Source organism: Cryobacterium sp. AP27 (assembly GCF_056680495.1).
This window is the reverse complement of sequence record NZ_CM155285.1, coordinates 2,294,389-2,312,681: the sequence shown is the minus strand read 5'-3', so window position 1 is coordinate 2,312,681 and position 18,293 is coordinate 2,294,389. Positions and strand designations below refer to the sequence as shown.

The 18,293-nt window shown below is 65.1% G+C and carries 14 protein-coding genes; 10 read left to right on the top strand and 4 right to left on the bottom strand.

The window, feature by feature from the left end:
- Positions 1 to 26: 26 nt before the first annotated feature.
- On the bottom strand, positions 27 to 803 hold the full coding sequence (locus tag AC1MB9_RS11000; protein ID WP_479961992.1) for a CPBP family intramembrane glutamic endopeptidase: 777 nt from the start codon (positions 801 to 803) through the stop codon (positions 27 to 29).
- Positions 804 to 1,068: 265 nt separating this feature from the next.
- On the opposite strand from AC1MB9_RS11000, the gene AC1MB9_RS10995 reads away from it, so the two are divergent.
- The 6 genes from AC1MB9_RS10995 (at position 1,069) to typA (ending at position 10,590) form a co-directional block, all read left to right on the top strand.
- The gene (locus AC1MB9_RS10995) at positions 1,069 to 2,679 is read left to right on the top strand and encodes a peptide ABC transporter substrate-binding protein (protein WP_479961991.1); all 1,611 of its coding nucleotides are present in this window, start codon (positions 1,069 to 1,071) and stop codon (positions 2,677 to 2,679) included.
- Between the two features lie 196 nt (positions 2,680 to 2,875).
- Entirely contained in the window at positions 2,876 to 3,805 is a 930-nt protein-coding gene (locus AC1MB9_RS10990) for an ABC transporter permease (protein WP_479961990.1), read from the top strand.
- The gene (locus AC1MB9_RS10985) at positions 3,795 to 4,781 is read left to right on the top strand and encodes an ABC transporter permease (RefSeq protein WP_479961989.1); all 987 of its coding nucleotides are present in this window, start codon (positions 3,795 to 3,797) and stop codon (positions 4,779 to 4,781) included. The genes AC1MB9_RS10990 and AC1MB9_RS10985 overlap by 11 nt, the downstream gene beginning before the upstream one ends.
- On the top strand, positions 4,778 to 6,538 hold the full coding sequence (locus tag AC1MB9_RS10980) for a dipeptide ABC transporter ATP-binding protein (protein WP_479961988.1): 1,761 nt from the start codon (positions 4,778 to 4,780) through the stop codon (positions 6,536 to 6,538). Before AC1MB9_RS10985 ends, AC1MB9_RS10980 begins: the two co-directional genes overlap by 4 nt.
- 152 nt (positions 6,539 to 6,690) lie before the next feature.
- Positions 6,691 to 8,493 carry an ABC transporter substrate-binding protein gene (locus tag AC1MB9_RS10975; protein ID WP_479961987.1) on the top strand — a complete coding sequence of 601 codons (1,803 nt, stop codon included), beginning with the start codon at positions 6,691 to 6,693 and terminating at the stop codon, positions 8,491 to 8,493.
- Positions 8,494 to 8,679: 186 nt separating this feature from the next.
- On the top strand, positions 8,680 to 10,590 hold the full coding sequence (gene typA, locus AC1MB9_RS10970) for a translational GTPase TypA (protein WP_479961986.1): 1,911 nt from the start codon (positions 8,680 to 8,682) through the stop codon (positions 10,588 to 10,590).
- 160 nt (positions 10,591 to 10,750) lie between these two features.
- On the opposite strand, the gene efeB is transcribed toward typA, so the two are convergent.
- The 3 genes from efeB to efeU are packed head-to-tail and all read right to left on the bottom strand — an operon-like array spanning position 10,751 to position 14,165.
- Positions 10,751 to 12,100: an iron uptake transporter deferrochelatase/peroxidase subunit gene (efeB, locus tag AC1MB9_RS10965; RefSeq protein ID WP_479964627.1), complete on the bottom strand. Its 1,350-nt coding sequence runs from the start codon at positions 12,098 to 12,100 to the stop codon at positions 10,751 to 10,753.
- Entirely contained in the window at positions 12,100 to 13,275 is a 1,176-nt protein-coding gene (gene efeO / locus AC1MB9_RS10960) for an iron uptake system protein EfeO (RefSeq protein WP_479961985.1), read from the bottom strand. Before efeO ends, efeB begins: the two co-directional genes overlap by 1 nt.
- A gap of 32 nt (positions 13,276 to 13,307) precedes the next feature.
- Positions 13,308 to 14,165 (bottom strand): iron uptake transporter permease EfeU, encoded by an 858-nt coding sequence (efeU, locus tag AC1MB9_RS10955; RefSeq protein WP_479961984.1) that lies wholly within the window; start codon positions 14,163 to 14,165, stop codon positions 13,308 to 13,310.
- 148 nt (positions 14,166 to 14,313) lie between these two features.
- On the opposite strand from efeU, the gene AC1MB9_RS10950 reads away from it, so the two are divergent.
- The 4 genes from AC1MB9_RS10950 to AC1MB9_RS10935 all read left to right on the top strand — a co-directional run bounded on the left by AC1MB9_RS10950 (position 14,314) and on the right by AC1MB9_RS10935 (position 18,291).
- Positions 14,314 to 15,252 (top strand): PIG-L deacetylase family protein, encoded by a 939-nt coding sequence (locus tag AC1MB9_RS10950; protein WP_479961983.1) that lies wholly within the window; start codon positions 14,314 to 14,316, stop codon positions 15,250 to 15,252.
- Positions 15,253 to 15,340: 88 nt separating this feature from the next.
- Positions 15,341 to 15,664, top strand: coding sequence for a ferredoxin (gene fdxA / locus AC1MB9_RS10945; protein ID WP_479961982.1), 324 nt, complete (start codon positions 15,341 to 15,343; stop codon positions 15,662 to 15,664).
- A gap of 6 nt (positions 15,665 to 15,670) precedes the next feature.
- On the top strand, positions 15,671 to 16,771 hold the full coding sequence (gene dapC, locus AC1MB9_RS10940; RefSeq protein ID WP_479961981.1) for a succinyldiaminopimelate transaminase: 1,101 nt from the start codon (positions 15,671 to 15,673) through the stop codon (positions 16,769 to 16,771).
- A gap of 206 nt (positions 16,772 to 16,977) precedes the next feature.
- Positions 16,978 to 18,291, top strand: a complete 1,314-nt coding sequence (locus tag AC1MB9_RS10935; protein WP_479964626.1) for a citrate synthase — start codon at positions 16,978 to 16,980, stop codon at positions 18,289 to 18,291.
- Positions 18,292 to 18,293 lie beyond the last annotated feature (2 nt).

The window sequence follows — 18,293 nt, the reverse complement described above, 5'->3', positions numbered from 1 at the left end:
AGGTGCGAGGCAGGATCGGACACACGTCAGGCGGGAGCGAGCAGTCCGGGCCACCACGCGAGCGCGAGCGGATAACCGACGAAGGACAAGATGTCGAGCAGCCAGTGCGTGATCACGAGCGGCATCGTGCGCCCCCAGCGCGTGTAGCACCAGCCGAAGACGACGCCCATGGCTACGTTGCCGAAGAACGGGCCGATGCCCTGGTACAGGTGGTAACTGCCGCGCAGCACAGCCGACGACACGATGACGGTCCACGTCGACCAGCCCAGCTCCCGCAGGCGCCGGTAGAGGTAGCCGATGACGATGACCTCCTCCACGAGCGCGCTGCGCAGCGCCGAGAAGACCAGGATCGGGATCGTCCACCAAAACGTGTCGAGCGGCGAGGGCACGACTGCAACCGTGAAACCGAATGCCCGACCGGCGAGGTAGAGGCCCAGCCCTGGAATTCCAATGGCGAGCAGCAGGCCGCCGCCGCGGAGCAGATCCCGGCCCGGTTGGGTCAGATCCAGGCCCAGGTCTCGAAACGGGTTGCGTCCCGGGCTCCAGAGCAGGTAGAGCACGAGCGCCACCGCCACAAGCCCGAAGGCGATGCCGAGGAACTGATACGTGAAGTCGAGCCATTCCCTCGGCGACTGCGAGCCGTTGAGCGTAGCCGACTGCTCAGACAGGGGCGTGGTGTCGCTGAGCCGCGCCACGATCGAGACGATGGAATAGACGGCGGATGCTCCGAGCGATAGCCCGAGGACGATCCCGATTTCCCAGTAGAGCCGGGCCGTGCGCGGGCTGCGGGAGGAAAGGATCATGCCCTCATCCTGCCAGTGCGAAGCGTGCGACGACATGGGCTCGGAAGGCGGTCAGGTGCAGGGTTTGCTGCTCAGACCCGCTTTCATGCACAAAATCTGTATTTTTCGTCGATTCGGCGCAGAAAATGGTCGTCGAATGTTTCACATAGATAACGGTTCTCGCGCAGATGACATTTTTGCGCGATGCCCCAATTAGGGTCGACTTAACCAGAACGCCGGCGCGGTCACAACCTGCGAGGCGCTCACCTTTTTCACTGGAGGAAAATTGAGAATCAAGAGACTCGGCGTCGTTGCCATCGCTCTCGCGGCCGTGGGGGCGCTTACGCTTTCCGGTTGTGCCGGAGACTCCGGCAGCTCCGCGCCGACCGATGCAACCGCTGTCATCACTGCGAACGGTTCAGAACCCCAGAACCCGCTGATCCCGACCAACACGAACGAGGTGGGCGGCGGCAAGATCCTCGACTCCATCTTCGCCGGCCTCGTGTACTACGACGCCGACGGTGCCCCCGTCAACGATGTGGCCGAGTCGATCACGACCGACGACAGCACGGTATACACCATCAAGATCAAGCCGGGCCTGACGTTCACCAACGACGAACCGGTCGATTCGAACAGCTTCGTGGACGCCTGGCAGTACGGCGCTTTGCTCAGCAACGCCCAGCTGTCGAGCTACTTCTTCGAGCCGATCGAAGGCTTCAGCTATGACGAGGACAGCCCGCTGACGGGCCTCAAGGTCATCGACGACACGACCTTCACGGTGACCCTCACCTCCCCGCTGGCCGACTTTCCCCTGCGCCTCGGCTACTCGGCGTTCCTGCCGCTGCCCGCATCCGCCTGGGACGACGTCGACGCCTTCGGCGAGAGCCCTGTCGGCAACGGCCCGTACATGCTTGCCAGCCCCACGGCCTGGAAGCACAACGCGAAGATCGACCTTGTGGTCAACCCCGACTATGACGGCGGTCGCACGCCGAAGAACGGCGGCCTGACGATCGTCTTCTATGCCGACCAGGGAGCGGCTTACGCCGACCTGCTCGGTGGCAACCTCGACGTCCTCGACGCACTGCCGCCGAGCGCCCTCGCCACCTTTGAAAGCGACTTGGGCGATCGTGCCATCAACCAGCCTGCCGCGGTGTTCCAGTCCTTCACGATTCCGGAGCGCCTGCCCCACTTCGACGGTGAAGAGGGAACTCTGCGCCGCCAGGCACTCTCGATGGCGATCAACCGTGACGAGATCACCAAGGTGATCTTCGAGGGAACTCGCACCCCGGCTTCCGACTTCACCTCGCCCGTCATCGACGGATGGTCCGACTCCCTCAAGGGCGCCGATGTGCTGAAGTACAATGAATCAAAGGCACAGGAACTCTGGGCCGAGGCCGATGCGATCTCCCCGTGGACCGGTACCTTCCAGATTGCCTACAACGCCGACGGTGGACACGCGCCCTGGGTCGACGCCGTGTCCAACAGCATCAAGAATGTGCTCGCAATCGATGCCGCCGGTGCACCGTACCCGACCTTCGCCGAGATGCGCACGCTGATCACCAACCGCACGATCGAGACGCCCGCCCGCAGCGGTTGGCAGGCCGACTACCCGAGCCTGTTCAACTTCCTCGGACCGATTTACGCGACCGGGGCCGGTTCCAACGACGGCGACTACTCAAACCCGAAGTTCGACAAGCTGTTGAACGAGGGCTCCACCGAAACCGATCTGGACAAGGCCAACGCCATCTTCCAGGAGGCACAGGAGATCCTGCTGCAGGACCTTCCGGCCATCCCTCTGTGGTACTCCAACGTGACCGGCGGTTTCGGAACGGACGTGCAGAACGTGGAGTTCGGCTGGAATTCCGTGCCGCTGTACTACGAGATCACAAAGGGCTAATTCGCGCCTAAGATCGGGTGGAGGCGATGGCGCGCAAGCGTCATGGCCTCCACCTCTGACATCCTTGTCGGCCGCGAGGCGCATGCCTCGCGAGAGTAGTCTTGGCACGGCTGGCCTCTTCGGGCTCCGTGCCAACCACAGTTAGGGTTCAGATCCCGTATGTTCACACCCACCGCTCCGGAGGCATAGGCGCCGCATGACCGGATACATCTTTCGACGTGTTCTTCAGGCGATTCCCGTCTTCCTGGGAACGACATTTCTCATCTACTTCATGGTGTTCGCCATGCCAGGCGATCCGATTCTCGCCCTCTTCGGCGATCGATCGCCCAATCCGTCCGTTGTGGCTCAGATCCGAGCCCAGTACCACCTGGACCAGCCCTTCATAACCCAGTACTTCATCTACCTGGGCGGCATCCTGCAAGGCGACTTCGGACTGACCTTCTCCGGTGAGCCGATCAACGAGGTTCTCGGCCGGACCTTCCCGGTGACCGCCCGACTGGCCGGTCTCGCGCTCGGCTTCCTCGCGATCTCCGGAATCCTGGTGGGGCTCGTCTCGGGCCTGCGCAAGGGCAAGCTGTTCGATGCGACGTCTCTCGCCGTCAGCCTGTTGCTGATTTCCCTGCCGATCTTCGTCATCGCCTTCGTCGCCCAGTTCATCTTCGGCATCCAACTTGGCTGGGCGCGCACCACGGTCGGCAGCGGAGCTCCGATCCAGGATCTGATCCTGCCCGCGGTGGTGCTGGCCAGCGCCAGTTTCGCCCAGATCATGCGCCTCACCCGAGCGTCCGTGATCGAGACGGCTGGACTCGACTTTGTGCGCACGGCCTACAGCAAAGGGCTCAGCCGTCGCCGCGTCGTCCCGGTGCATATCCTGCGGAACTCGCTCATTCCCGTGGTCACGTATCTCGGAACCGACTTCGGAGTTCTCCTGGTCGGGGCCACGATTACCGAGGGTATTTTCAATGTGCCCGGCGTGGGAAACACACTGTTCCAGGCGATCAAGCGCGGTGAAGGCCCCACGGTCGTGTCATTCGTGACCGTCATGGTGCTGCTTTACCTCGTCGTCAACCTGTTGGTAGACCTGCTGTACGGTCTGCTCGACCCAAGGATTCGCTATGTCAAGTAATGCACCAGACGGCGCGTCGGCCGGCACGGGTTCCGACGGACGTTCGACGACCCACTTCGTCGCGTCCCTCGACGAAACACCGCTCGTCGAAACCGATACGGTCCAGGTTTCGGAGAAACGCAGCAACCTGTGGATCGACGCCTGGCGGGACCTTCGGGTGCGCCCGATCTTCTGGATCTCCGCTTTCCTGATCCTGCTCGTCACCGTCGTCGCGATCATGCCGTGGCTCTTCACCCAGACCCCGCCCAACAGCAACTGTTTTCTGAGCAATAGCAACGGCGGTCCGGCCCCGGGGCATCCGCTCGGCTTCACCAAGCAGGGCTGCGACATTTACTCCCGCATCATCAACGGCACGTCGACGTCGTTGTCGGTGGGCTTCATCGTGATCGTGCTCACCACGGTTCTCGGAATCCTCTTCGGCGCGTTCGCCGGGTTCTATGGCGGCTGGGTGGACTCGATCCTGTCCCGGCTGGGCGACATCTTCTTCTCGATCCCTTACATCCTGGCCGCCGTGGTCATCATGTCCGTGCTGAGCCAGTACCGCAGCGTCTGGAGTATCTCGCTGGCCATCGGGGTGTTCGCCTGGCCGCAAACGGCACGCGTATTGAGATCCGAAATTCTCCGGGTGAAGAACGCCGATTACGTGATGGCGTCCACGGCGCTCGGGCTGTCGAGATTCAAGATCCTGCTGCAGCATGTCCTCCCCAACTCGATCGCACCAGTCATCGTCATCACGACGATTTCACTGGCCGCGGCCATCGTTGCCGAGGCGAGCCTGTCCTTTCTCGGGGTAGGCCTCGGCAGCGACATCATGTCGTGGGGGAACGACATCAACAATGCCCAGAATGACCTGAGAACGGCGCCGCAAACGTTGATCCTGCCGTCCATCGCCCTCTCCCTGACCGTGTTTGCCTTCATCTCGCTCGGCGAGGTTGCGCGAGACGCACTCGATCCGAAAGCGAGGGCACTGCGATGAGCCAGCCACTCCCCACCGACAGCCGCGCCGGAACGCGCACCATGGACCAGCCCCTGCTGGAGATCCGCAATCTCGAAGTCGGGTTCCAAACCCAGAACGGCTTCGTGAAGGCGCTCAACGGCATCGACCTCACCCTGATGCCGGGGCAGACCCTGGCCATTGTGGGCGAGTCCGGATCGGGCAAGTCCACCACGGCGCACGCGATCATCAACCTGCTTCCAGGGTCGGGCCGGATCACCCAGGGCGAAATCTTGTTCGAAGGTCGTAACCTGGCATCCCTGGGCGACAGCGAGATGGAGAACGTGCGAGGAAAACTCGTCGGCTTTGTTCCGCAGGACCCGATGTCGAACCTCAACCCGGTCTGGAGCATCGGCTTCCAGGTCGAGGAGGCGGTTCGTGCGAACGGAATCGCGAGCGGCAAGGATGTGAAGAAGTACGCCATCCAGGTGCTGAAGGAAGCCGGGCTGGCCGACGCCGACAAGCGCATGCGGCAGTTCCCGCACCAGTTCTCCGGCGGGATGCGTCAGCGTGTGCTGATCGGTATGGGACTGTCCTCCCGGCCCAAGCTCCTCATCGCCGATGAACCGACGTCAGCACTTGACGTCACCGTGCAACGCGTGATCCTCGACCATCTGGCTACGCTGACCCGCGATCTGGGCACCGCCGTCTTGTTCATCACGCACGATCTCGGCCTCGCGGCCGAACGGGCGGAACAGCTCGTGGTGATGTATAAGGGACGGGTCGTGGAGTCCGGTCCGTCGAAGGAGATCCTGGAGAACCCGCTGCACCCGTATACGCAGCGTCTCGTCGCCGCGGCTCCCAGCCTGGCCTCGCGCCGGATTGTTTCCGCGGGCCAAAAGCTGAGCGAGGCGGACTACCACCCGCCGACATCGGCGCGCGGAATGGACCTCATCAAGGCCGCAGAAAGCCGGGCGGCGAGGTCCGAGACGGCGCGGGCCGACGATTCGGCGATCGTCGTCGAGTCGCTCACCAAGGTGTACAAGATTCGCGGGGCGAAGGGGGAGGGGCGCCATCTCAAGGCCGTCGACGACGTCTCCTTCAGCGTCCAACGTGGAACAACGATGGCGCTGGTTGGAGAATCCGGCTCCGGAAAATCCACCGTCGCAAAGCTCCTGTTGCGCCTCGAGGACGCAACCCAGGGCAAGATCATGATCGACGGCGCGGATATCGCGCACCTCGGTGGTCGTGAACTCCTGTCCCTGCGGCGCAAAATGCAACCGGTCTTCCAGGATCCGTACGGCTCGCTCGACCCGCTGCGCAACATCGGCAACACCATCGCCGAACCGCTCATCGTGCATGGTGTGGGTGATCGTCTCTCTCGGCGCAATCGGGTGAGCGAACTTCTCGACCAGGTGGCGCTGCCGGCGAATCTCTCGACGAGATATCCGAACGAACTGTCCGGAGGCCAGCGCCAGCGGGTGGCCGTGGCCAGGGCGCTCGCCCTCAAACCGGAGATCGTCATCCTCGACGAGGCCGTGTCGGCCCTTGACGTGCTCGTGCAGGCGCAGATTCTCAGCCTGCTTGCCGAGCTGCAGACGGAGCTGGGCCTGACCTATCTCTTCATCACTCACGACCTGGCGGTGGTGCGAGTCATCGCCGACCAGGTGTGCGTCATGAAGAGCGGGCGCATCGTGGAGTCCTCGTCCGTTGACGAGGTCTTCGACAATCCGCAGCAGGAGTACACGCAGCAACTGTTGGCCGCGATTCCCGGAGCAAACTTCGAATTCGGGCGGTAGCCCGCCCGCCGCACAATTCAGGCCCGACCGAGTAGCGTTCTCGGTCGGGCCTTCTCTGTGGGTACCGCCCGCCGGCGATGACGCGACGCGGCACCGCAACCGGAGCGCGAGCCATCCTCATTCCCAGCCGGCGGCGGGTAGGGTCTTATTCAATGAGAACCAGATCCGCCGTCGTCTGGGTCGTTGCGGTCTGCCTCCTGTTCAGCGGATGCACGGCCTCCACTGCCGAATCCGGACTCGACAAGGGGGCCTCCGTCACCGTGGCATCCGCCGCGGCCTTCGACTCGTACAACCCGGCGACGACCTACGGCAACTCCGCAGCGAACAACAGCGTCGCCGCACTGACCAACGACTGGTTCGCGTCGGTGGACGACACGCCGAAGCTGGTGCCGGACGAGCGCTTCGGCACCTCCGAAATCGTGTCGGAGGATCCCCTCACCGTGAAATACACCGTCAACGCCGGCGTTGAATGGTCCGACGGCACGAGCGTCGACGCCGCAGACCTGCTGCTCGACTGGCTGGCGAATTCGCGCGCCCTGGACACGCCGGGATTTGTGCCCGGTGATCTCGCCGACCCGCAGACGCATGAGATCACCGCGGACCTGCCGCCGGACACCGTGTACTTCGACTCCGGCGCCCAGCCGAGCACCGGACTCGGACTCGTGCGCGACGTGCCGACCATCAGCGACAACAATCGGGCGATCACGATGGTCTACACCGCTCCCTATGCGGACTGGCAGCACGTGTTCCCGCGGGCGCTTGCGGCTCACGTGGTCGGCCAGAACGCCCTCGGGCTGCACGACAACGCTGCGGCGAAATCGGCGGTGATCGCGGCCATCGACTCCGATGACCGGGCCGCGCTGTCTGAGCTGGCATCGTTCTGGAATTCCGGATTCAACTTCACCGAACTCCCCGACGACCCGGAACTGCTGCTCAGCACCGGCCCGTACACGATCTCCGGCATGCGGGCGGGGGAGTCCGTAACACTCACCGCGAATCCGCAGTACACGGGATCACGCAAGCCGTCGATTGAGACCGTCGTTCTGCGGCACATCGCCGACCCGCTCGCGGCCGTGCAGGCTCTGGGCGCGGGAGACGTGGACGTCATCGCCGCACCGGCGACAAAACCGGTGCGCCGGGCACTCGCCAACCTCGACGCGGTGACCACGATGGCCGGCTCCGCGGGAACCTACGAGCACATCGACCTGCAGGCCGCCCAATCCACGAGCGGTGTCTTCGCCGACGTGCGCGTGCGGCAGGCCTTCATGAAGGTGGTGCCCCGACGGCAGATTCTCGACGAACTCGTTGCTCCGGTCGCCGGGGACCGGGCGGTGCTGCGCGACTCGCAGGTGTTTCTCCCGGGAACCAGCGGCTACGCGGCCTCGGTCACGCGCAACGGCTCCGCCGCCTTCGCGGACGTGGACGTGCAGGGTGCGCGTGCCTTGCTCGCGCAGGCCGGCGTGACCGACCCGAGCGTGTGCATCCTCTATGAGGCGAGCAATCCGCGCCGAGTGCAGGAGTTTCGACTCATCAAGGAGTCCGCAGCCCGTGCCGGCTTCGCGGTGACCGACTGCGGGGATGCGAACTGGCGGGAGCTTCTGGGCGCGTCGAATGCCTACGATGCCGCTCTCTACGGCTGGTCGACTCCCTCTCTTGCGGTCTCCGGACCGAAGGCGGCGTTCGCCACGTCCGGAGTCAACAATCACTCGTTCATCTCGAACCGCGAGATCGACGCCGTGGCGGCGCGCCTTGATACCGAGCTGAACCCGACGGTCCAGGCCCAGCTGCAAGAGAAACTCGACCGGCTGCTCTGGGACCACGCCTACTCCATGCCGCTGTTCGATCTGCCGACAGTCACGGCGCACAGCACGCGCATCGACGGAGTCGCCCCGTCGATCCTCGCGCCCCACCTGGAGTGGAACCTCCCGCAGTGGACCGTCGTCGACCGGCACTGAAACGAGTGCCTCGGCCCGGCAGATTAATCGGCGTGGAGGGCCGTCGAGGCTTACTCCGTACGCGGGTTAGGGCGTCGGGGCGAATCATACGATAGGCTCGTACTTTGGGTCTGACTGTGGCCCCACACATCCACTTCGTCGCCAGTGTTACTCTGCGGCATTCATTCTTCGTAAGGATCTACTTTTATGGCGATTGCTACGCGCAATAACCTCCGAAATGTTGCCATCGTCGCGCACGTTGACCATGGCAAGACGACGCTGGTCGACGCGATGCTCAAGCAGACCGACTCGTTCGCGGACCACTCACACGTTGAAGAGCGTGCGATGGACTCCAACGAGCTGGAGCGCGAAAAGGGCATCACGATTCTCGCCAAGAACACGGCGGTTTCCTACAAGGGCATCCACGCCAAAGAGGGCCCCATCACGATCAACGTGATCGACACCCCGGGCCACGCCGACTTCGGCGGCGAGGTCGAGCGAGGCCTGTCCATGGTTGACGGCGTCGTTCTGCTCGTTGACGCGAGTGAGGGCCCGCTCCCGCAGACACGTTTCGTGCTGCGCAAGGCGCTTGAGGCCAAGCTGCCCGTCATTCTCCTGGTCAACAAGACCGACCGTCCCGACGCGCGCATTGACGAGGTCGTGGCCGAAAGCCAGGACCTCCTCATCGGCCTCGCCAGCGACATGGTCGACGACTTCCCCGACATCGACCTCGATGCCGTCCTCGACGTGCCTGTCGTGTACGCCTCTGGCCGCAACGGCGCCGCGAGCTGGAACAAGCCCGAGGATGGCACGCTGCCCGACAACGATGACCTGGAGCCGTTGTTCGACGCGATTCTCCGGCACGTCCCGGCACCCGAGTACGACGACGAGCACCCCCTGCAGGCGCACGTCACCAACCTCGACGCCAGCCCGTTCCTCGGCCGCCTCGCACTGCTGCGCATCTTCAACGGCACCCTCCGTAAGGGTCAGACCGTTGCATGGGTGCAGAAGGACGGCACCGTGTCGAACGTGAGGATCACCGAGCTGCTCATCACGAAGGCCCTGGACCGGTTCCCCACCGAGAGCGCCGCCCCCGGCGACATCGTCGCCGTTGCCGGTATCGAGAACATCACCATTGGTGACACGCTCGCCGACCCCGACGACGTGCGCCCGTTGCCGACCATCACGGTCGACGACCCGGCCATCTCCATGACCATCGGTACCAACACTTCGCCCCTCATGGGCAAGATCAAGGGTCACAAGCTGACCGCGCGCATGGTCAAGGACCGCCTGGACCGCGAGCTCATCGGTAACGTCTCGCTCAAGGTCGTCGACATTGGACGCCCGGATGCCTGGGAGGTGCAGGGTCGTGGAGAACTGGCCCTCGCCATCCTCGTCGAGCAGATGCGTCGTGAAGGCTTCGAACTCACCGTCGGCAAGCCGCAGGTCGTCGTCAAGCGCATCGACGGAAAGGTGCACGAACCGTTCGAGCACCTCACCATCGACGCGCCGGAAGAGTACCTCGGCGCGATCACGCAGCTGCTCGCCGCTCGTAAGGGTCGCATGGAGAACATGGCGAACCACGGCACCGGCTGGGTTCGCATGGAGTTCATCGTTCCGTCGCGTGGCCTGATCGGTTTCCGCACCCAGTTCCTCACGGACACGCGCGGCACCGGCATCGCCAACACGATCCTGCACGGCTACGAGCCCTGGGCCGGAACCATCAGCACCCGGACCAACGGTTCGATCGTGGCAGACCGTGCCGGGGCCGTCACACCGTTCGCCCTCATCAACCTGCAGGAGCGCATGTCGTTCTTCGTGCAGCCGACCTCCGAGGTTTACGAGGGCATGGTCATCGGCGAGAACTCGCGCGCCGACGACATGGACGTGAACATCACCAAGGAAAAGAAGCTGACCAACATGCGTCAGTCCAGCTCCGACACGTTCGAGTCGATGACACCGCCCAAGCAGCTTTCGCTTGAGCAGTGCCTCGAATTCGCTCGCGAAGACGAGTGCGTCGAGGTCACCCCGGCTGCCGTGCGCATCCGCAAGGTAGAGCTGACCGCGGGCGCCCGCTCACGCCAGGTCTCCCGCGTGAAGAAGCAGGACGCGAACTAACAGCCCGCAGTACACACACAGAACCCGCAGCCTCGGCTGCGGGTTCTGTGTGTGTGCGGGGCGGGTATGTGCGAACATTTTCGCGCCACCCCGCGTGCGGCGCGGCGAAATGCGGCGCGTCGCGAAGAACTCCGCGTTGCGTCGGGCGCTGCCGGGGCGATCAGGCGAAGAGCGGCGCTCCGACGTAGCTGCCGGTCCCGGCACCGGGAGGCACGACGAAGAGTGCGCTGGCCACGTGCTTGACGTACTCGTTCATGGCATCGTTTCGGGCGAGGCTGGACTGCACCGTCGTGAACTGTTTCGGTGTGCGCTGAAAACTGATGAAGAACAGCCCCGCCTCGAGCCGGCCCAGGGCGTCGTTTCCGTCGACGAAGTTGTAGCCGCGGCGCAGCAGTTGGGTGCCGCCGTTCTGAGCGGGATGCGCCAGACGCACGTGGGAAGCCTGGCCGATGAGGGGCTCCCCGTCGCGGCCCGCGGTCGTGAAATCGGGTTCCGTGAATTCGGTTCCTCCAGACAGCGGCGCGCCGGCTCCCTTGGTGCGCCCGAAGACCGCCTCCTGCTCGCGCAGGATCGTGCGGTCCCAGGTTTCGATCGTCATTCGGATGCGACGGGCCACGAGATACGACCCGCCCGCGAGCCAGGATTGTCCGTCACCGCCGGGCACCCACACATGCTCGTTGACGGCGTCCGGTTCTTCGGCCTTGATGTTGGCGATGCCGTCTTTGAAGCCGAAGAGATTGCGCGGAGTGGCCTGGCTCGTGCTCGTGCTGGAGGTGCGCCCGAATCCGAGCTGCGACCAGCGAATGACCGCTCGTCCGAACGCGATGCGCGAGAGATTCCGGATGGCGTGCACGGCAACCTGCGGGTCATCGGCGCAGGCCTGAATGCACAGGTCACCGTCACTGAATGCGGGGTCGAGGTCGTCGCCGGGAAAGTGGGGGAGCGCCGTGAGGTCGGCAGGGCGGCGGGAGCTGATGCCGAAACGATCAACGCCCTCGGCGGTGTCGAACAGCGTCGGACCGAATCCGAACGTGATGGTGAGTCCGGCGGGAGGGAGGCCCTGTGCCTCGCCGGTGTCCTGCGGGGGCGCGTCGTACGAGCCGCTGACGGCGCCGAACTCGCCCACATCCTTGCCGGCGGTCATGGCGGCCGCGGCCGCGGTCCAATCCTTGAGCAGGCCGATGAGGTCGCTGCGGGTCGCATCGGCGGCGAGGTCGAACGCGGCGAAGTGCAGTCTGTCCTGCGCGGGAGTGACGATGCCGGCCTGATGCGTGCCGTAGAACGGATACCGGCCCGATGCGTCTCCGGCAGAACCATCAACGGCGGCGGTGACGGCCCGGTCGCCGGCGATGCCGAGGCCCACGCCGGCCGCACCCGCACCGGCCAGGCCCAGCAGGCCACGCCGGGTGAGGCCGCGCGCGGCGGCGGGCTCACCGTCCGGTCCCGCGGCGGCGGTCGGATCGGTGGATGTCGTCGGTGCGGGGGCCGGCGACTTTCGGGTGCGGCCGATCACAGGACCAGGGCCGCCGTGAGCTGGTTGAGCGGCTCGCCCAGGGCGTTCACCTGGTCGGCCAGGGCGCGAATGTCTGCGGGGGTCAGGTCGGTGTAGAGCTGGAATCCTTCTCCGACGCGCTGGGCATCGAGCAGGCCCTGCAGGGCCGTGAATTCCTCGTCAAGGCTGGTCGCGAGGTCGGGGTCCTTTTCCACGAGCAGGTCTCGCACGCCGGCATAGAGCACGGCGGCGCCGTCAATGTTGGCCTGGAAATCCCAGAGGTCGGTGTGGGACCAGAATTCTTCCTCGCCCGTCACCTTGCCCGTTGCCACCTCGTCGAGCAGACCGATGGCGCCGTTCGCCTGCTGGGAGAGGGTGAAGCTGATGTCCTGGACCTTGGAGTCGAGGGTGGCCGTGTCGGTCACCAGAAGGTCGGCCAGGTAGCTGCGCTGCTCGGGCGTGTACGCTGCGAACCCGGCTTCAGCCTCGGCCGGCCACAGGTCCTTCTCGATGGCGTGCCAGCCGGTCCATTCCTGGCCCTCTTCCAGGTCCGCCTCGCGCAGGTCGAGCTTGGGGTCCAGGTCGCCGAAGGACTCGGCAATCGTCTCCACCCGCTCCCAGTGGGCGCGTGTGGGCGCATACAGGGCCCGCGCCGCGTCGTCGTCCTCAGCCACGTACGCGGCGGCGAAGGCCGTCGTCCCGGTCAGCAGCTGGTTGACCTGATCCTTCACGTACGAGGCGTAGTTCGTGTTGGCGACGTCGATCTGCGCGGCCATATCCACCGTGGGGGCGCCGGCCGCATCGGAGTCGGACACGGTGAATGCGGCCTTGTCGATGCCGTCACCGACCATTCCCGGCTTGCAGGCCGTGAAATAATCTCCGGCGGACAGCTGAACCACCAGATCGCGGCTGAGCCCCGGGCCGATGTTCTCGACCTCGCCCTTGATGCTCAGCTCATCAGAGCCGAGCAGATAGAACTCGGTGACCTGGTCGCCGGTGTTCGTGACCGTGAACACGACGGTTCCGGCCGGAGCGGTATCGGCCGAGACGCTGCAGTCTGTCGCCGAGCTCGTGACGGTGAGCTTCTCGTGCGCGGTCGACGAGTCGTTGGCGACGCATCCGCTGAGGGCGAGCGCGGCGATGGCGCCGACGGAAACGACGGTGAGGGCACGGTGAGGAAGACGGGTGCGCATGGGTATCCTTCGGGAGGGTGTGGCAGTCGAGGTCAGCCGACGAGGGCGGGCGCTCGGGCGGGCTGCGGTGCGGCAACCGGCGGGGTGTGGCCCCGACGGCTCCGCACAACGAAGAGGGACAGGGTGGGCACGGCGTAGGCCAGCCAGGCCGTGAGCTCCAACCAGGTGGTGGCCGGCGAGAAGTTAAGAGTGCCCTTGAGCAGGGTGCCGTACCAGCTGCTCGGGGGGACGATCGCGCTCACGTTGAACGCCAGGCTGTGGAGGCCCGGCAGAACGCCGGCCTCCTGCAGGTCGTGCACGCCGTAGGACAGCACGCCGGCGGCGACGACAATGAGAATGGCGCCCGTCCACGTGAAGAACCGGGACAGGTTGATGCGCACCATGCCGGAGTAAATGAGCCATCCGAGCGCGACGGCTGTGAGGATGCCGAGGGCGGCTCCGAGCAGTGGCAGGGCGCTGGACCCGGTGGCTTGCACGGCGGCCCAGAGGAAGACGGCCGTTTCGATGCCCTCGCGGCCCACGGCGAGAAACGCCACTACGACCAGGCCGAGGCCGGAGCCCACCAGATGACGGTCGATGCTGCCCTGCAGGTGACCCTTGAGGTCGCGTGCGGTGCGCAGCATCCAGAAGACCATCCAGGTCACGAGGCCCGTGGCGATGATGGAGAGCGTGCCGCCGATGACCTCCTGCGCGGTGAACGACAGCCCGTAGGTGCCGAACGTGAGGAGCGCGCCGATGCCGAGCGCGAGCAGCACGGCGAGGCCGACGCCGAGCCAGATGCGCGGCAGCACGTCCTTGCGGTCGATCTTCACGAGATAGGCCACGAGGATGGTCACAATGAGGGCGGCTTCCAGCCCTTCACGCAGGCCGATCAGGTAGTTTCCGAGCACGTCACATCCAGGGGTCGCATCCAAACAAGAACAATTGGTAAGGCTAACCTTACCTTCCAACTCTAGCCGCGCAACCCGATCATGTCTAGTTATGATCTGTGAAGGTGAATTAGTACTCATTCACCGGAACCAGCGGAGTCTCATGGTCATGTCCGGCAGTAGCGAACGCATCGTCTTCGTTCACGCGCGTCCGGGCGACGAATCGTGGCTGACCGGGGGCACAATCGCGCGCCTGCATGGCGACGATTCGCCATCCCTCGTGGTCTATGAAACGACCGTCGCCGACACCCGGGCTCTCGAAGCGGCCCTGGCCGATCTGGGATCACGCGAGTGGCGGATGCTGCCGGTCGCCGACCCGGACTCCGAGGAGACCCGAGAGGCGCTCGCCGACGCAATCGTCCACCAGTGGGCCACCGCTGTTGTCGTCGGGGCCGTCAGCGACGAGCTGCGCGAGGCCGCGACCCGCGTCACGCACGCCGCCGGACTGCCCCTGTTTCTCACCCGAAGGCTCCCCGATGCCACCGAGGAACGCCTCCTGGCGATTGACATGCACGATCAAGTCCCGCAGAAACTTCGCGCGCTGACGCACTACCCGGAACGGTGGAGCGTGCAGGATGACGCGGTGACCCCGGCCGACGGGGGCACCGTGACCGTGACCGGCACCGAAGCCTATTCGCGTCTGGATGCGCCCCGCCCCGCTCCCGACGCCGACCCGCCCCCCACCGTGCTGCACCAGGCTCTCTCGGCGGGCGGGGGTGTCGTGGCCGGGGTGGCCTTCGGCGTGCTCGGAACGCTGTCCCACCAGTCGACCCTGCGTGTGGGTGCCGTGGCGTTCCCCCTCGGCCTCATTCTCGCCATCGTGGCTGTCACGGCGCTGCTCGTGGGACTGCGACTGGTCTCGGGCGGCCGGATGGTCGTGCTGTTCTGCGCCACCGCGCTGCTCCTGACCATATTTCTGCTGTCGCTGCGCGGCGCCGGAGGATCCGTTCTCGTTCCGGCCGGGCTGACCGGCACCCTGTGGACCGTCGTTCCGGCCCTTGTCGCCACGTTTGTGCTGGCCTGGCCGCGAATCCCCAGCCGAAAATAGACGACGGCCCGCCGTGCGGGTTTCGACTTTAGCCGCAGGCGTCATCCGTCGTAGACTGAAGGCCTGCTCTCGAAGGGACCTGAATCAAGTGACGTATGTGATTGCGCTGCCGTGCGTCGATGTGAAAGACCGTGCCTGCATCGACGAATGCCCGGTGGACTGCATCTATGAGGGCGAACGCTCGCTCTACATCCACCCCGACGAATGCGTCGATTGCGGTGCCTGCGAACCGGTGTGCCCGGTCGAGGCCATCTACTACGAAGACGACCTCCCCGAGCAGTGGGCCGACTACTACAAGGCCAACGTCGAATTCTTCGACGACGTGGGATCGCCCGGAGGCGCGGCCAAGGTCGGCGTAATCGCCAAGGACCACCCGGTCATCTCCGTGCTCCCGCCCCAGGTCCAGCACTAGAGACCCGTGCTCAAGCCGCTCCCCGACTACCCGTGGGACCAGATGGATCCCTTTGCCGCGCGGGCTCGCGCCCACCACGACGGCATCGTCGACCTGTCGATCGGGTCACCGGCCGACGCGACACCCGAGATCATCCGCCGGGCCCTTGCCGAGGCAACGGATGCGCACGCCTACCCGCAAACCACCGGCACACCCGAACTGCGACGCGCCATCGTGGCCTGGTACGCCCGCCGCCGCGGCGTGACGACCCTCACCGAGCAGAACGTTCTGCCGACGATCGGATCCAAGGAACTCGTCGCCCTGATGCCCTTCATGCTGGGTTTGGGGGAAGGGGATACGATCGTGCACCCGCGCGCTGCGTACCCCACCTACGCGATCGGGGCCGCCATTGCCGGCGCGAACGCGCTCGCCTCCGATGATCCCACCCAGTGGCCGGAATCGACCAGGCTCGTGTGGCTGAACAGCCCGGGCAACCCGGACGGGCGGGTGCTCAGCGTGCCGGAGCTTCGCGCCGCCGTGCGGCGCGCCCGTGAATTGGGCGCCGTCATCGTGAGCGACGAGTGCTATGCCGAACTCGGCTGGGATGCGCCGTGGGACACCGAGCCGATACCCAGCATCCTCGACCCTCGTGTGATCGACGGGTCGATGACGAACGTGATCGCGATCTACTCGCTCAGCAAACAGTCGAACATGGCGGGTTACCGGGCGGCCTTCGCCGCGGGGGACGCCGACGTGCTGGAACGTCTGCTCACCGTGCGCAAGCACGCCGGCCTCATGCTGCCGGCACCGCTGCAGTCCGCCATGATCGCCGCTCTCGGCGACGATGAGCATGTGTCGGTGCAGCGGGAACGTTACCGTTCCCGCCGTGCGGTGCTACTGCCGGCCCTTGAACATGCGGGGTTCCGCATCGACCACAGCGAGGCCGGGCTGTATTTGTGGGCCACCGAAGGGCGAGACGCCTGGGATTCCATTGCCCGGTTGGCCGATCTCGGGATCCTCGCCGGCCCCGGCCCGTTCTACGGTGACTTCTTCGCGGACCACGTGCGTTTCTCGCTCACCGCACCGGACGAGCGCATCGCCGCGGCCGCGGCGCGTCTTCGCGCCTGATCCGCGGCGTCGTCCCGCAACCCGGTGGGCTGTGGAACATGCCCAACGAAACTCCCGAAGTCTTGGTGGATGCAACAGTAGGCGGCTGTGCCCCTTAAGCTGTATCCGGAACGAGTTTGCCGGGCGCGCTGTGCGCCGGGTCGACGACCGGCACCATAGGCAGCGAAACTCAGGGAGGCTCCGTGACCAACGTCGCGCAGCAAACAATATCCAGCGAATCAGACCAGACGGCTGTTGAAGAACCGCAGACGGCCACTCTGACGTACCCGGAGGGCACGGCTGAATTTCCGATCGTGCAGAGCATCGACGGCGCGTCGAGCATCGATATCTCAACGCTCACCAAGAAAACGAGCCTGACGACCATCGACTACGGTTTCGTCAACACCGCGGCGACCCGCTCGGCCATCACCTACATCGACGGCGACCAGGGCATCCTGCGCTACCGCGGGTATCCAATCGAACAGATCGCACAGAACTCAAGCTTCCTGGAGACCGCGTGGCTGCTCATCTACGGCGAGCTGCCCACCCCGCTTGAACTCGAAAACTTCGACGATCGCATCCGTCGGCACACACTGCTGCCCGAAGACATGCGTCGCTTCTTCGACTCGCTGCCGCACAAGGCCCACCCGATGAGCGTGCTCGCCTCCGGCGTGTCCGCCCTGTCGACGTTTTACCAGGACTCGCTCGATCCGAAGGATCCGGAGCAGGTCGAAATTTCGACCATTCGTCTGCTCGCCAAGCTGCCGGTTATGGCTGCGTATGCGCACAAGAAGAGCGTCGGGCAGGCATTCATGTACCCCGACAACTCACTGAGTTTCACCGACAACTTCCTGCGACTCAACTTCGGCAACATGGCCGAGCCGTACGAGGTCAACCCTGTCGTCAGCCAGGCGCTCGAGCGCCTCCTCATGCTGCACGAAGACCACGAACAGAATGCATCCACCAGCACCGTTCGCCTGGTGGGTTCCACCGGCGCGAACCTGTTCGCCTCGGTGTCCGCCGGCATCAACGCCCTGTTCGGTCCGCTGCACGGTGGCGCGAACGAGGCCGTCCTGAAGATGCTCGGCGAGATCCAGGCGTCCGGCGAGGGCGTCGAGAAGTATGTCGAACGCGTGAAGAACAAGGAGCAGGGCGTCAAGCTCATGGGCTTCGGACACCGCGTCTACAAGAACTTCGACCCGCGCGCCACTCTGGTGAAGGAAAGCGCCCACGAGGTTCTGGCCGCCCTCGGCATCAAGGATGACCTGCTGGACATCGCGCAGGAGCTCGAGAACCTCGCGCTCAGCGACGACTACTTCAAGGAGCGCAAGCTCTACCCCAATGTCGACTTCTACACGGGCGTCATCTACAAGGCCATGGGCTTCCCCACGCGCATGTTCACCGTGCTCTTCGCCATGGGACGCCTGCCCGGCTGGGTCGCGCACTGGCGCGAGATGAACGAAGATCCGGCCACCAAGATCGGGCGCCCGCAGCAGCTGTACGTCGGCTCGGGCGCGAGGGACTACCCGCAGCACCGCTGATC